Here is a 14043-nt window from a genome sequence, read left to right on the forward strand (position 1 = left end):
CGGGGGTGGTCGGCTTCAAGCCGTCCTTCGGCGCCATTCCCGATGCCGCCGGTTTTCCGCACGCGTTTCCGGGCATCCAGGTGATGGCGCCGATCACGCGCACGGTCGACGATGCTGCCCTGATGTTCCGCGCGCTGTGCGGTCCCGATCCGCGCGATCCCGATTCCATGGGCTTTCAGTGCGCTGCGGCCGAGCCGCTGGAGGCGCTTCGCATCGCGGTCAGCCCGCGCCTGGGCCTGGACACACCGGTCGACGACGATGTCGCCGAGGCCTTCGAGGCGGCGGTGGCACGCCTGCGTGCGGCAGGGCTGCGCATCGCGCGGCAGGATCCGGCCTGGCCGGAACGGGCCGGCGAGGCGGCCTTGATGCCGCTGCAGCATGTCGGCCTGGCCAATCTCTACGGCGAGGCCTGGCGAAGCGACCCGGATCGCTTCGATCCGGACATCGCGCGGCAGATCGAGCGCGGCCTGTCGTGGAGCGGCGCCGAGGTAGCGCGCGCACGCGAGGCGAGCCGCCGCATCGGCCTGGCCCTGGCGGCGTTCTTCACCGAGCATGACCTGCTGCTGTGCCCGACCACGCCGTGCGTGGCCTGGCCCAACGACCGGCTCGGTCCCGAGCGGATCGGCGGCGTCGCCGTCGAACCGCGGGCGCATGCCGTCTTCACGCCGTTCTTCAACCATGCCCAGGCGCCGGCGATTTCGGTGCCATGCGGCACCGGGCGCGACGGCCTGCCGGTCGGCTTGCAGATCGCCGGCCCGCGCGGCGCCGACTGGCGCGTACTGGCGGCCGCGCGCCTGGTCGAACAACTGCTGGCGGCCGGCTGAGGCGACGGCCGCTCCCCGCACGTGACGAACCCGCGACTCCATCCCGAGACACCATGCGCATCCTTGTCCTGAATCCCAATACCAGCGAAGGCATCACGGCGCGGCTGATGGCCGCCGGCAGCGATGCCGCCGCGCCCGGTACCGAACTGGTGCCGCTGACCGCGCCACGCGGCGTGCCCTATATCGCCACCCGTGCCGAGGCGCAGATCGGCGGCGCCATCGCGCTGGAGATGCTGGCCGAGCATCATGCGAGCGTCGATGCGGCGATCATCGCCGCCTTCGGCGACCCGGGCCTGCTCGGCGCGCGCGAACTGTTCGACCTGCCGGTCGTCGGCATGGCCGAGGCCGCAATGCTCAGTGCCTGCATGCTGGGACGGCGCTTTGCCATCGTCACCTTCGCCCGCGCGCTGGGCCCGTGGTACGAGGAATGCGTCGACATGCACGGACTGCGCGGCCGGCTGGCCGGCATCCGCATGCTCGACGACGCGTTTGCGTCGGTATCGGATGTGCAGGACGAGAAGGAGGCGTTGCTGGTGGCGCTGGCCAACCGCGCCGTCACCGAGGACGAGGCCGATGTGGTGATCCTTGCCGGTGCGCCGTTGGCCGGGCTGGCGGCGCGGGTGCGCGACCGCATCCCGGTGCCCGTGGTCGACCAGATGGCGGCCGCCGTCAAGCAGGCCGAGGGGCTTGTCGCGCTGAACACGCGCAAGGCGACCGCCGGCACGTTCCGCCGGCCCGATGCCAAGTCCACGTTGGGTCTGCCCGATGCGCTCGCGGCGCGTATCGAGCATCGTTAGCCCATCGTTCGCCAGTCGTTGTCGGCAGCCCGCACGTCGGTCCGCACCCCAGACCGCAGGTCAGTCCGCACATCGGTGCTCCGATGACCCGGCGCGTTGGCGCCTTGCTACACGGAGGCGAACACCGCCTCCAGGTCGACCTCTTCGTCGGCCGGCGCGTCTAGATGCAAGGTGCTCTCGACATGCGCCAGATGCTCGGTCATCAGCGTGGCCGCGCGCTCGCCGTCTCCCGCTTCGAGCGCATCGAGAATGTCGTCGTGTTCGTGATGCGGGCAGGACGGCACGCCCGGCGCGTCGTACAGCGCGATGATCAGGCAGGTCAGCGAGCACAGCTCCCGCAGATACCTGGCCAGGTACTGGTTTTCCGACAGGTCCGCAAGCCGCGCATGGAATTCGCCGGACAGCCGGATGATCGTGCGCCGGTCGTTCTTGCGCCGCGCCTGCGCTTCGTCGCGCGTGATCGCGCGCAGCGGCCGCAGGCGCTCCCGCGTCATGCCGGCCGCGAGGTCGCGCGCGAGCTCGGGCTCGATCAGCCGCCGCGCATGCAGGACCTGGCGGGCCTGCTGCACGCTCGGGCTGGAGACGAAGGTGCCGCGGTTCGGATACACCGTCACCACGCCCTCGTGTGCGAGCTTGGTAAAGGCCAGCCGCACCTTGGTCCGGCTGACGCCAAACACAGTGGCCAGTTTCTCCTCGACCAGCTTGGTGCCGGGCGGCAGCCTGTGCTCCCAGATCGCGACCAGGATGCGCTCGGCGATCTCGTCGACCTGGATGCCGGACGCGGCCTTGCCGTCGTCCAGCGGTTCGGCGGGGCTGTCGGTGTCGAGGCGGACGGCTTTCGCTCGCGGCATGATGGGGTCGGATACGGGCAGTTGGAGCGCCTATTGTACGGCGGCTGCCGGGCGACTGTATATCGCCTCGGCCGTCCGATCACCGCAGCGGCCGCCGCAGTGGCCGTATGCCGCCCCGCCCTTGCCGCTATCGGTTGACCGTCTTCGCCGGCATCGCCAGCACCAGAAGGCAGCTTCCCAGCAGGCAGACGGCGAACAGGATCAGGCCGGCGCTGGGGCTGTTGAAGGTGTCCTTCATCCAGCCCAGCAGGTACGTCGCCGCAAACCCGCCCAGGTTGGCGATCGAGCAGGCCAGCGCAATGCCCGCGGCCGCCGCGGTGCCGCTCAGGAAGGTCGACGGCAGGCACCAGAACACCGGGAACGTCGCCACGATGCCGACGTTGGCCAGCGTCAGCAGCGCCAGTGTGGCGCCGGTATGGCCAGTGACGAAGGTACTGGCGACCAGCCCGAAGGCGCCGAACAGCACCGGCACGACGATATGCCAGCGGCGTTCGCGGGTGCGGTCCGCATGCGCGCCGTTGATCAGCATGGCCACCACCGCCACGGCATGCGGAATCGCGGTCAGCAGGCCGATATGCAGCGGGCTGGCGACGCCCGAATCGCGGATGATGGTCGGCATCCAGAAGCCGATCGAATACGTTCCCATCAGCAGGCACATGTCGATCACGCCCAGCATCCAGACGCGGCGGTCGGTGAAGGCCGCCTTCAGCGAATGCTGGTTCTCGACGAGCACGTCGGCTTCGAGATTGCGTTGCAGCGTGCGTTTCTCGCCCGCATCGAGCCATTTGGCCGAGTCGATGTTGTTCGGCAGATAGAAGAACACCATCACGCCGAGCAGCACCGAGGGCAGCGCCTCGAGGAAGAACAGCCATTGCCAGCCGGCATAGCCGTAGACGCCGGCAAACGCCGTCATGATCCAGCCCGAGATCGGACTGCCGATCATGCTGGCCAGCGGCAGCCCGATCATGAACAGCGCGATGATCTTGCTGCGGCGATGGGTCGGATACCAGTAGGTCAGGTACAGCAGCACGCCGGGCAGAAAGCCCGCTTCGGCCGCGCCGAGCAGGAAGCGCACGATATAGAACTGCGTGGGCGTGGTGACGAACATGGTGGCCCCGGACAGCAGGCCCCACGTCACCATGATGCGGGCGATCCAGATACGCGCGCCGACCTTCTGCAGCACCAGGTTGCTCGGCACTTCGAACAGGATATAGCCGACGAAGAACAGCCCGGCGCCCAGGCCGTAGACCGTCTCGCTGAACTTCAGGTCGTCCAGCATCTGCAGCTTCGCCAGCCCGACATTGATGCGGTCCAGATAAGCGGCCAGATAGCACAGACAGAAGAACGGAATCAGGCGCCATGTCACCTTGCGGTAGACATCCGGTTCCGTCGTTGGGGCCAGCACGCCGGCCGTTCCTTGAGGGTACTGATACGACATCTTCGCTCCTTGCTTGGTCTACCTTTGGGTGCTGGCGCCAACACCGTCCCCGCCTCGGCGTCGATGACGCAAGGTGCGGGTTCGGCGTGACTGGGGTCCGATGCAGTGCGTGCTGCATCGTGATCGGGAATGCGTTGTGAAGCAGTGGTGCGGTTGTGAGTAGCGGCGGCGACCTCTTCGATGTCTTGAGCCTGTTCGACCTTATTGCCCGTGATGCGTGCCATTGGCGCCATTGGCGCCATGTACAACCTTCGCGCCGGTGGACGCGCTGCTGCGTATTCGGGCCACCGCCTCGTCCACGCCCTGCCAGGCCGGCTTGTCCGGCGCAAAACGGGCGCGCAGGTAATGCACCAGTTCGGCGACCTGCCGGTCGTCGAAGCTGTCGGCAAAGCTCGGCATATCGCCCAGCGCATTCGATGAAGGCGCCGGAATGCCCTTGAGCACGGCCTGAATCACGTTGTCCGGCTTGTCGCCATGCAGATTGGTGTTCAGCGCCAGCGACGGCTTGGCGCCGAACATCGGCACGCCCTGATCGGATTGATGGCAGACCGCACAGGCGCTCTGGTAGAGCCGGTCGGCGGGACCGGTCATGGTGCGGGCTAGCGTCGCGCTGCGCTGCTCGAGGACCCGTGCCCGCCGGTCGAGCGTGGCGGCATCCGGCGGCGGCGCGTTGAACGATGCGACGTAGTGCGCAATCGCGCGGACGTCGCTCTCCGGTAATTGCGCCAGCTCTTCGACGACCGGCGCCATCGGTCCGGCGGCGGCGCCATGGCGCGACGAGTACCCCGTGCGCAAATACTGGAACAGGTCTTCTTCGGTCCAGGGAATCGGCGCGCGCGACAGCGAGGTCAAGGCCGGCGCTTCCCAGCCTTCGGCCTCGCCGCCGGTCAGGTAGGCGCGGCCGCCCTTCTCCGCGCCGAAGGCATTGCGCGGCGAATGGCAGGCGCTGCAATGTCCCAGCCCTTCGGCCAGATACGCACCGCGGTTCCATTGCACCGAGCGCGACGGGTCGGGCTGGAAGGGCTCGTTGCGATGGAACAGCAGATTCCAGCCGGCCATCAGTGGCCGCAGATTGAAGGGGAACGCCAACTCGGTCTTCGGCGCCGGCGCATGCACCGGCTCGGCCGACATCAGGTACGCGTACAGCGCGCGCATATCGCCCTCGCTGATCTTGGCGAAGGCGGTATAGGGGAAGGCGGGGTACAGCCGGCGTCCGTCGCGATGGACGCCTTCGCGCATCGCGCGCTCGAACGCGGCGTACGACCAGTTGCCGATGCCGGTGTCGACATCGGGCGTGATATTGGTGCTGTAGATCGTGCCGAACGGCGTCTCGAGCGGCAGGCCGCCGGCGTTCTTCGCGCCGTTGGGCGCGGTGTGGCAGACCGCGCAATCGCCGGCCGCCGCCACCAGCTGGCCGCGTTCGATTGTCGCGGCCGAATAGAAGCCCGGCTCGGGGGGCGCAACGGGCGCGATCGCCGAGCGCCATGGCATCACGGTGGCGCACAGTCCGGCGATGGCGGCGCCCGCCGCAATCAGCCAATGGCGCTTGCGCCTGGCGGGCGCGCCCTCGGTGTGTTCTCCGGCCAGCGCCAGGCGTACGCGTTCGCCGCTGAACGGCGGCTCGCGCAGGCGCACGCCGGTGGCATCAAAAATCGCATTGGCGATCGCGGCGGCGGCGGGCAGGGTCGCGGCGGCGCTTCCGCGCAGACCCGCGGTCGTCGTCAAGCCGCCGACGACGCGGACCTCGGGAGCGAGCGTGCCGACCGCGGCCGGCAGCGCGGTGGCGGCATCGGCGGCCGTCGCCCAGCGATCGAACGACGGCGCCTGTGCCGTCAATTGCCGGGTCGCTTCGGCGATATCGTGTTCCAGCGCCGGCGCAGCGGCCTGCGTTCGGCCGGGTGAAGGTGAAGGCGAAGGCGACGGCAAGGACGACCGCGAAGGTGTGGACGTGGACACCGCGCTGTCGTGACCGAGCGTGACCCGTGTCACGCTGACTTCGCCGCTGAACGCGTCTACCTCGACGTCGGCAACCCACGCGGCCCAGCTGTGCGTTGGCTGCGCGCCATCGGTATCGACCACGCTGGCGTAGGCGAAGCCGCGCCCGCGGCGAACGCCCGCCGACACATCGGGCGACGCGGCGCGGGACACAGAGCGCTGTGCAGGCGCCTGCCATCCGGCCTGCCACGCCACCTGCCGAACCAGCGCCGCGCCCCGCTCGTCCTGCAGATGATTCAGGCGCAGCGCAACCGGATCGACGCCGGCCAGCGCGGCGGCCTCGTCCAGATGCGATTCGCGTGCAAACACCTGAGCGACGGCGCCCGCCAATGGGTTGATCGCGATGGCGACTGCCGTGGGCGCCATGTCGGCCGACACCGCTTCGAGATGGTCGATCCGATACGGCGGCACCAGTCCGGCGTCATCGCTGCCGCCGACATCCGAGACCGCGGACGGCGTACCGGTCTGGATCGATGCCAGCGGCCGGGCCTGGGCGGGCATTGCCGTGGCTGTGACCTGGTAGGCGGAGATCGCGCCGGTCCCGCCATCCGGTTGGCCACGGGTCGTCGCGCTCGCGATGCGGGTCGTGATCCATCCCGCGGCATCGTCGAACGCCGCCGCATCGAAGCGAACCCGCACCGGTCCACCGACCGCCTGCGCGAGCAGCGCGGCATCGGCGGCGGCATGATGGGACACGCTTGCCCGGGCGGCCGCACCGCTCACGTCGGCCATGTCGGCCACGTCGGCCATGTCGGCCATGTCGGCCATGGCGGCCATATCGGCCATATCGGCCATATCGGCGCCGTCGTGCCAGCAGATCAGCGCGACCGCGGTCTCGGCAATCCCGAGCAGCTTCGCCAGCTCGGCGCGCAGCGCACCGGGACGGCTATCCGGAAGCCAGACCCGCAGTTCGCCGTCTCGCCAATCCGCGATCGCGGTGGCGGCAGGCGGGGCGATGCCGGCCAGCGGCCAGCGGTAGTCCTGTTCGAGTTGCATGGATGCGGCCGCCAGCGCCGACGCTGCGTCGCCGTGCGAGGCGACCACCCGGCGCCGGCGCGGAACACGCTGCTCGGTACGGCCCCCGGCCTCCGACCATACCGGGCGCAACGCTGCCGCACCGGCTGCCGCCTGCGCGGGCGAGCGTGCCACCACGGCGAGGAAGTTGGCGCGCGCGACCACCGCGACCACATCGGGCACCGCGCGTGCGGCCTCGGCGTCGAAGCGGCGCAGCGTCGCGGCATGCGGATGACGGGGCCGCACGACTTCGCCAAACAAGCAGCGTTCGCGCGCGGGCGGTGGGATCAGCATCGTCCCGTCCGCTCCGTGGGCGATATCGCCGCCGCCGGCCACCCGTGCCAGATCGTTCATCGCGGCTCCGCCTGTTCGCCGGCCTGCCCCAGCAATACCGCGGCGCGCTTGACCGCGCGCACGATCTCGACATGCGTGCCGCAGCGGCACAGGTTGAAGCGCAGCGCTTCGCGGATCTGCTCGTCGGTGGGATCGGGATGCATCGACAGGAAGGCCTTGGCGGTCATGATCATGCCGTTCAGGCAGTAGCCGCACTGGGCCGCCTGTTCCTCGATAAAGGCTTGCTGCACCGGGTCCAGCCGCTCGCCCCGCGCAAGCCCTTCCAGCGTCGTCACCGCATGCCCGACCGCGGCCCTGACCGGCACCACGCACGAACGCGCCGCGACGCCGTCGATCAGCACCGTGCAGGCCCCGCACTGACCGAGCCCGCAGCCGTACTTCGGCCCGTTGCATTGCAGGTCGTTGCGCAGGACATAGAGCAGCGGCGTGGCCGGGTCGGCGCAGACCGATCGTTCGGTGCGGTTGACGTTCAGCGAGAGCTGGCTGGGGGGGCGAGGCACGCTCATGGGGCTGGCTTGTCTTGGGGGCGGCAATGCAAGGTTGCCGCGCCTCCGGGATTCACGATGGGCATCGCGGGCCGGAGCGCGCCGGCTCGACCGCGCCGGCGGGCCCGAAGACCCGCGCCAGGCCTGCGCTCAGGCCGCGGCGGTGGCGGTGGCCGCGGTGGCCGGGCTGGCGGGCACCGGGGCCGCGGCAGGCTCGACCAGCGGTACCTCGAACACATCGTAGCCGAAGCACCAGTCGGGATTCTCGTTGCTGCGCAGCCAGGTGTTCTCGTGCGAGACCCGTTGCACCTTGCTGGCGCGCTCGGCGCGGTTGGCCTCGTACAACGCAAAGGTCGTGCCGAAGTCGTCGAGCCCGGCTTCGACGAAGCAGCGGGTCAGCATCGCGGCGTCCTCGATCGCCATCGCCGCGCCCTGGGCCATATGCGGCTTCATCGGATGGCAGGCATCGCCCAGCAGCACCAGCCGGCCGCGGCTCCACAGCGGCAGCGGGTCGCGCTCCAGCAGCGGCCACTTGGTGACCTCGACCGTGCCTTCGATCAGCGACTGCACGCCCTGGTGCCAGCCGTCGAACGCGGCGCGCATCTCCTCGATGCTGCTCGGCAGCCAGCTCTTGCTCATGTCCCAGGTCGGCTCGGGCACGCCCGTCACGTAATAGATCTCGTCGAGCTTGCCCGTGTCGAAGTAGACCATCATGTGCCGATCGTCGGACCACCACTTGGTACAGCGGTCGTGCGTGAAGCCCTTGACGCGCGAGATCGGGAACACCGCGCGGTGCGCGATATAGCCGGTGTACTTGGGCGGCTCGGCGCCCAGCAGCGTTTCGCGGATCTTCGAATTGACACCGTCGGCGCCGATCACGATATCGGCCTCCTCGACGGTGCCGTCGGCAAAGCTCAGCCGCACCACATCGCCCAGATCCTCGACCTGGGTCAGCTTCTTGTCGAACAGCAGCGTGCCGGGCGCGACCGCGTCGGTCAGCAGCGCGTGGAAGTCGCCGCGGTGCACGGTGAGGTAGGTGGCGCCGTAATGGGACACCGCGTAGTCGCCCAGCGGAATCTGCGCGATCACCTCGCCGGTCTTCCAGTCGCGGCTGTACCAGTAGTCCGGATGGCAGCCCATCGCATTGAGTCCGTCCTCGATGCCGATCCTGCGCATGATCTTCATCACGTTGGGTCCGACATGGATGCCGGCGCCAAGCCGCGAAAACGCCGGGGCCTGTTCATACAGCCTGACGTTGAAGCCCTCACGCTGCAGCAGCGCGGCCGCGGCCGTTCCTCCCAGTCCTGCACCGATCACGGCGATCCGAGGTTTGCCTTGCACGTTTTTCTCCTGGCCATCACTTCCATCAAACACAGTTCGCGCCGGCCGGGGCCAGCGATTGGAATTGAGTGTACACACCATATTTTTTGACGTAAAGGCGGAATGCGGCGACTCGGTGTAATCCCTAGGCATTGAAGTGGACGGAACGCTGCAATGCGCCATATCCGTGAACTCAAGCACCAATTGCGCCTTACGTTCGTTGAGTACTTACTAAAATGGTGCATTCGGCACGGTGCCGGAGATGGTTGTCGTAATACAGTGTGTACACTACAATGACTCGACACACGCAAGACGGCTTGCCGTAACGCGCCCCTCTCTACTGACAAACGGAGTCGACAGTGCAGAAAGTCTTCCGGATCGGCCAGATCGTGCCGAGCTCCAACACCACCATGGAAACCGAGATCCCCGCGATGCTGGCGGCGCGCCAGCTGGTGCGGCCGGAACGCTTTACCTTCCACTCGAGCCGGATGCGGATGAAGACGGTCAAGAAGGAGGAGCTTGCCGCGATGGACGCCGAGTCGGACCGCTGCGCGGTCGAACTCAGCGATGCGCGGGTCGACGTGCTGGGCTACGCCTGCCTGGTGGCGATCATGTCGATGGGGCGCGGCTATCACCGCGTGTCGGAAGGGCGCCTGCAGTCGCGCACCGCCGAGAACGACGGCACCGCACCGGTGGTCACCAGCGCGGGCGCGCTGGTCAATGCGCTGAAGGTGATCGGGGCGAAGCGCATTGCGCTGGTCGCGCCCTATATGAAGCCGCTGACCGAGCTGGTGGTCGACTACATCCGGAACGAGGGCTACGAGGTGGTCGACTGGCGCGCGCTGGAGATTCCGGACAATCTCGAAGTGGGCCGCCACGATCCGAACCGCCTGCCGGCCATCGTCGCGCAGATGAATACGCGCGACGTCGATGCCGTGGTGCTGTCTGCCTGCGTGCAGATGCCTTCGCTGCCGGTGGTCGAGAAGGTCGAAGCGATGACCGGCAAGCCGGTGATCACCGCCGCGATCGCGACCACCTACGCGATGCTCAAGGCGCTGGACCTGGAGGCGGTGGTGCCGGGCGGCGGCACGCTGCTGTCGGGCGCGTACTGAGCGGAGGCCGTCATGACAGCGTCCCTACTCTATGGCGGCAACGTCCTTGCCAACGGCATCCGCCAGCATTACCTGCGCTACGGCGGTCCGGGCGAAGGCCGCGACGCGCGCGACCCGGTCATCGTCGTGCCGGGCATCACCTCCCCTGCGATCACCTGGGGCTTCGTCGGCGAGCGCTTCGGCCGCCAGTTCGATACCTATGTGCTCGATGTACGCGGCCGCGGCCTGTCCGAGGCCGGCGACGCGCTCGACTACAGCCTCGATGCCCAGGCGGCCGACGTGATCGCCTTCGCCGAGGCCCTCGGCCTGCAGCGCTACAGCGTGGTCGGCCACTCGATGGGCGCGCGCATCGGCCTGCGCGCGGCGCGCGCCAGGCCGGCCGGCCTGGTACGGCTGGCGATGATCGACCCGCCGGTATCCGGCCCCGGCCGCCGGCCCTACCCCTCGCAGCTGCCCTGGTATGTCGATTCGATCCGGCTGGCGCGCCGGGGCATCGATGCAGAAGGCATGCGCGCCTTCTGCCCGACCTGGACCGAGGCGCAGCTGCGGCTGCGCGCCGAATGGCTGCATACCTGCGACGAACGCGCGGTGGTGGCCAGCTTCGACGGCTTCCACCAGGACGACGTGCATGCCGACATGCCCCATGTCGCCGTGCCGGCGCTGCTGATGGTCGCGGGCCGCGGCGACGTGATCCGACCCGAGGACGTCGAAGAAATCCGCGGCCTGATGCCGCAGCTGCAGGTCGCGCGCGTGCCAGACGCCGGCCACATGATTCCGTGGGACGACGAGGCCGGGTTCTATCGCGCCTTCGGCGACTTCCTCGGCGCGCCGCTGCAGCCGTGACGCACGCCAACCTTCACCGAATCACCGAGCAAGGAGAACGCATGCCGGTAAGCGATCATGATCTGACGCAAGCCTGGAAGCAGGTGCTGACGCTGTCGAAGCTGCAGCCGGGCCAGAGCGTCACCGTGCTGACCAGCGCCGCCACGCATCCGCAGACGATGCGCACCGCGCTGCTGGCGGCCTCGTCGATGGGCGCCATCGTCAACCGGCTGGATCTGCCGCCGGTCAACGCGGAGAAGGCGCTGAGCCGCGATTCGCTGGCCTATCTCGGCACCACGCCGCTGACCGGCAATCCGGCCGCGATCGCCGCGCTCAAGGCCAGCGACCTGGTGCTCGACCTGATGACGCTGCTGTTCTCGCCCGAGCAGCACGCGATCCTCGCCACCGGCACGAAGATCCTGCTGGCGGTCGAGCCGCCCGAGGTGCTGGTGCGGCTGGTGCCGACCGAAGCGGACCGCACGCGCGTGCGCGCCGCCACCGCGCGGCTGTCGCGGGCGCGGGAGATGCATGTCGTCTCCGACGCCGGCACCGACCTGCGCTGCGCGCTCGGCGAATTCCCGGCCATCAGCGAGTACGGCTTCGTCGACGAACCCGGCCGCTGGGACCACTGGCCGAGCGGCTTCGTGCTGACCTGGCCCAACGAGGGCGGCACCAACGGCCGCATCGTGCTCGACCGCGGCGACATCCTGCTGCCGATGAAGTCCTATCTGCAGGCGCCGATCGATATCACGGTCGAGAACGGCTATGTCACGTCGATCGACGGCGAGCTCGACGCCGAGCTGCTGGCCGATTACATGGCCTCGTTCAACGACCCCGAGGCCTATGCGATGTCGCACATCGGCTGGGGCCTGCAGCCGCGCGCGCGCTGGTCCACGCTGGCGATGTACGACCGCGAGGCCACCATCGGCATGGACGCGCGCGCCTACGAGGGCAACTTCCTGTGCTCGTTCGGCCCGAACAACGAGGCCGGCGGCAGCCGCACCACCGCCTGCCACATCGACATTCCGGTACGCCATTGCACCGTCCGCCTCGATGGCGAGACGGTGGTGGAGCGCGGCCGCGTGATGGACGGCGGCGCGCCGGTGCAGCATGCATTCGACTATCGAAACGACGGAGCCTGACATGCAGGATGAAGTGTCGACGTACCAGCGCCAGGGCTTTGGCGCGACCATGGAGATCGCCGCGCCGTTCGGCCTGCTGATCATCGACTTCGTCAACGGCTTTGCCGATCCGGCGGTCTTTGGCGGCGGCAATATCCCGCAGGCGATCGCCAACACCGGGCCGCTGCTGGCCGCGGCGCGCGAACAGCGCTGGCCGATCGCGCATACGCGCATCGTCTTTGCCGACGACGATGCCGACCGCAATGTCTTCACGCAGAAGGTGCCGGGCATGCTGACCCTGAAGGAGGCCAGCCACGACAGCGCGATCGTGCCAGAGCTGGCGCCGCGCGACGGCGAGCTGGTGGTGCGCAAGACCGTGCCGTCGGCGTTCTTCGGCACGTCGCTGGCGGCCTGGCTGGCGCACCGCGGCGTGCGCACGCTGCTGGTGGCCGGCTGCGTGACCAGCGGCTGCGTGCGCGCCAGCGTGGTCGATGCGATGTCGCACGGCTTCCGCCCGCTGGTGCTGTCCGACTGCGTCGGCGATCGCGCGCTGGGCCCGCATCAGGCCAATCTGTTCGATATGGAGCAGAAGTACGCGACCGTGATGCCGCGCGACGAAGCGCTGGGCGCGATCGCCGCGGCGCAGGATCGTTAAGGCTTCGACAGACCGCCGGAGACCGCCGATGCGTCCCGCTTCAACCGGCCGCCGCCACGCGGGCGTTCTGCGCGGTCTTGCCCACGGTCTTGCGCACCGGCTTGCGCGCGGACCTGGCGGGGCGGGATGCCGCGGCCGGCTCGGCCGCCGTCGCCTGCTCCGCCGCAATGGCGGGCCGGCAGACCGCGTTGAGCACGGTGTGCTGCATCACCTCGCGCCAGTGCTCCAGCGCGGGCTTGCTCATCATCGGCTCGCCGAGGAACGCGCTCAGCGTATGGTGGTTGGAGTTGTAGAAGTAGCCCAGCGAGGCGATCACCAGATAGATGTCGCGGGCGCGCACCTCGGGCCGGAACTGGCCGCTGGCCTTGCCGCGCTCGAGCACGCCGTCGAGCACCGACAGCGCATAGCTGGAGATTTCCTTGAGCCGGCCGGACTTCTTCGCATGCCGGCCCTGGCTGATATTCTCGCTGGTCAGGATCGCGACGAACTCGGGGTGGTCCAGGTAGTAGTGCCAGACGAAATCGGTCAGCTGCATCAGCGCGCGCACCGGATTGTCCGGATCGAGCTCCAGCGCCTGCTCGGCCTCGTTCAGCTGCATGTAGATGGTCTCGAGCACTTCGACGAACAGCTTTTCCTTGCTGCCGAAGTAGTAGTAGATCATCCGGTCATAGGTCTTGGCGAGCGACGAGATGCGCTCGACCCGTCCACCGTCGTAGCCGCGCTCGGCGAACACCTTGATGGCGGCCTTCAGGATCTTGGCGCGCGTATCCTGGGCTTGCCGGGCCCGCGTGCCGGCCGCTGCCCTGGTTCTTGCCGTCGCGGTGGTCATGTCGTCGGTTGCGAGGATCTGGCGTTGCGAAGCTGCCAGTATAACTGTCGAAGGTGCCCGCGGCCCCACGCCTTGCAGGCCATGCGGGGCGATCCATGCAGGGCGATGCGAGAGCACTGCGGCGCCATCGCGGCGCGGCCGCGATCGAAGGAAAACGAACGAAATGCCGATGCACGACGATGACTCTCCGCGCGCCCTGAGGGCGGCGCTGTCGCAGGCCCGCGGCGTGCTGCTGATCACGCGCGCCGCGCAGGCCGCGCCCAAACCCGCACCCGGCCAGCCCGGGGCGGCATCCGACTATGTGCCGGCGCTGCCGGATGTCTTCGTCGCCGTGCAAGCGGACGGCGAGGTGCTGGCCTTCAATGGCCATGTCGATCTCGGCACGGGCATCCGCACCGCGCTCGCGCAGATCGTCGCCGAGGAACT

General features: G+C 68.8%; 13 protein-coding genes. 7 read left to right on the plus strand and 6 right to left on the minus strand.

The genetic code is table 11. The annotated features are described in order from the left end of the window. On the plus strand, positions 1-824 hold an 824-nt coding region (locus AC6EI8_RS17625; protein ID WP_498382508.1), incomplete at its 5' end, for an amidase. Between the two features lie 53 nt (positions 825-877). Then, positions 878-1621 (plus strand): aspartate/glutamate racemase family protein, encoded by a 744-nt coding sequence (locus tag AC6EI8_RS17630; RefSeq protein WP_149318530.1) that lies wholly within the window; start codon positions 878-880, stop codon positions 1619-1621. A gap of 107 nt (positions 1622-1728) precedes the next feature. Here the strand turns inward: AC6EI8_RS17630 and AC6EI8_RS17635 are convergent, their stop codons facing one another. The 5 genes from AC6EI8_RS17635 to AC6EI8_RS17655 all read right to left on the minus strand — a co-directional run bounded on the left by AC6EI8_RS17635 (position 1729) and on the right by AC6EI8_RS17655 (position 9099). Next, complete coding sequence (locus tag AC6EI8_RS17635; protein ID WP_226106858.1) at positions 1729-2472, minus strand: GntR family transcriptional regulator; 744 nt, start codon at positions 2470-2472, stop codon at positions 1729-1731. Between the two features lie 127 nt (positions 2473-2599). Continuing rightward, on the minus strand, positions 2600-3910 hold the full coding sequence (locus tag AC6EI8_RS17640) for an MFS transporter (RefSeq protein ID WP_498382509.1): 1311 nt from the start codon (positions 3908-3910) through the stop codon (positions 2600-2602). 201 nt (positions 3911-4111) lie between these two features. After that, positions 4112-7273: a c-type cytochrome gene (locus AC6EI8_RS17645; RefSeq protein WP_498382510.1), complete on the minus strand. Its 3162-nt coding sequence runs from the start codon at positions 7271-7273 to the stop codon at positions 4112-4114. Further along, the gene (locus AC6EI8_RS17650; protein WP_226106860.1) at positions 7270-7779 is read right to left on the minus strand and encodes a (2Fe-2S)-binding protein; all 510 of its coding nucleotides are present in this window, start codon (positions 7777-7779) and stop codon (positions 7270-7272) included. The genes AC6EI8_RS17645 and AC6EI8_RS17650 overlap by 4 nt, the downstream gene beginning before the upstream one ends. Positions 7780-7908: 129 nt before the next feature. Further along, a complete protein-coding gene (locus AC6EI8_RS17655) occupies positions 7909-9099 on the minus strand; it encodes an FAD-dependent monooxygenase (protein WP_149318535.1) in 1191 nt (396 codons plus the stop codon). Positions 9100-9437: 338 nt separating this feature from the next. Here AC6EI8_RS17655 and AC6EI8_RS17660 point away from each other — a divergent pair, with 338 nt between their 5' ends. From AC6EI8_RS17660 to AC6EI8_RS17675, 4 genes are read left to right on the plus strand one after another with little or no spacing between them, the layout of a single operon-like run. Further along, a complete protein-coding gene (locus AC6EI8_RS17660) occupies positions 9438-10190 on the plus strand; it encodes a maleate cis-trans isomerase family protein (protein WP_456064385.1) in 753 nt (250 codons plus the stop codon). A gap of 12 nt (positions 10191-10202) precedes the next feature. After that, positions 10203-11033 (plus strand): alpha/beta fold hydrolase, encoded by an 831-nt coding sequence (locus tag AC6EI8_RS17665; RefSeq protein WP_226106861.1) that lies wholly within the window; start codon positions 10203-10205, stop codon positions 11031-11033. 41 nt (positions 11034-11074) lie between these two features. Beyond that, a complete protein-coding gene (locus AC6EI8_RS17670; protein WP_226106862.1) occupies positions 11075-12154 on the plus strand; it encodes a 2,5-dihydroxypyridine 5,6-dioxygenase NicX family protein in 1080 nt (359 codons plus the stop codon). 1 nt (position 12155) lies between these two features. After that, positions 12156-12788 (plus strand): N-carbamoylsarcosine amidohydrolase, encoded by a 633-nt coding sequence (locus AC6EI8_RS17675; protein WP_149318539.1) that lies wholly within the window; start codon positions 12156-12158, stop codon positions 12786-12788. 40 nt (positions 12789-12828) lie between these two features. Here AC6EI8_RS17675 and AC6EI8_RS17680 read toward each other — a convergent pair whose 3' ends face one another. After that, entirely contained in the window at positions 12829-13617 is a 789-nt protein-coding gene (locus tag AC6EI8_RS17680; protein ID WP_150084742.1) for a TetR/AcrR family transcriptional regulator, read from the minus strand. A gap of 163 nt (positions 13618-13780) precedes the next feature. Here AC6EI8_RS17680 and AC6EI8_RS17685 point away from each other — a divergent pair. Further along, a partial coding sequence (locus tag AC6EI8_RS17685) for a molybdopterin cofactor-binding domain-containing protein (RefSeq protein ID WP_498382511.1) occupies positions 13781-14043 on the plus strand: 263 nt, incomplete at its 3' end.

It is taken from the genome of Cupriavidus sp. R6-3, assembly GCF_059772245.1.

Excerpts from the sequence above, each read along its gene's own strand:
- AC6EI8_RS17645 (WP_498382510.1), bottom strand. The coding sequence starts at position 7,273 with ATGAACGATCTGGCACGGGTGGCCGGCGGCGGCGATATCGCCCACGGA.
- AC6EI8_RS17665 (WP_226106861.1), top strand. The coding sequence starts at position 10,203 with ATGACAGCGTCCCTACTCTATGGCGGCAACGTCCTTGCCAACGGCATC.
- AC6EI8_RS17635 (WP_226106858.1), bottom strand. The coding sequence starts at position 2,472 with ATGCCGCGAGCGAAAGCCGTCCGCCTCGACACCGACAGCCCCGCCGAA.
- AC6EI8_RS17650 (WP_226106860.1), bottom strand. The coding sequence starts at position 7,779 with ATGAGCGTGCCTCGCCCCCCCAGCCAGCTCTCGCTGAACGTCAACCGC.
- AC6EI8_RS17675 (WP_149318539.1), top strand. The coding sequence starts at position 12,156 with ATGCAGGATGAAGTGTCGACGTACCAGCGCCAGGGCTTTGGCGCGACC.
- AC6EI8_RS17640 (WP_498382509.1), bottom strand. The coding sequence starts at position 3,910 with ATGTCGTATCAGTACCCTCAAGGAACGGCCGGCGTGCTGGCCCCAACG.
- AC6EI8_RS17630 (WP_149318530.1), top strand. The coding sequence starts at position 878 with ATGCGCATCCTTGTCCTGAATCCCAATACCAGCGAAGGCATCACGGCG.
- AC6EI8_RS17670 (WP_226106862.1), top strand. The coding sequence starts at position 11,075 with ATGCCGGTAAGCGATCATGATCTGACGCAAGCCTGGAAGCAGGTGCTG.
- AC6EI8_RS17680 (WP_150084742.1), bottom strand. The coding sequence starts at position 13,617 with ATGACCACCGCGACGGCAAGAACCAGGGCAGCGGCCGGCACGCGGGCC.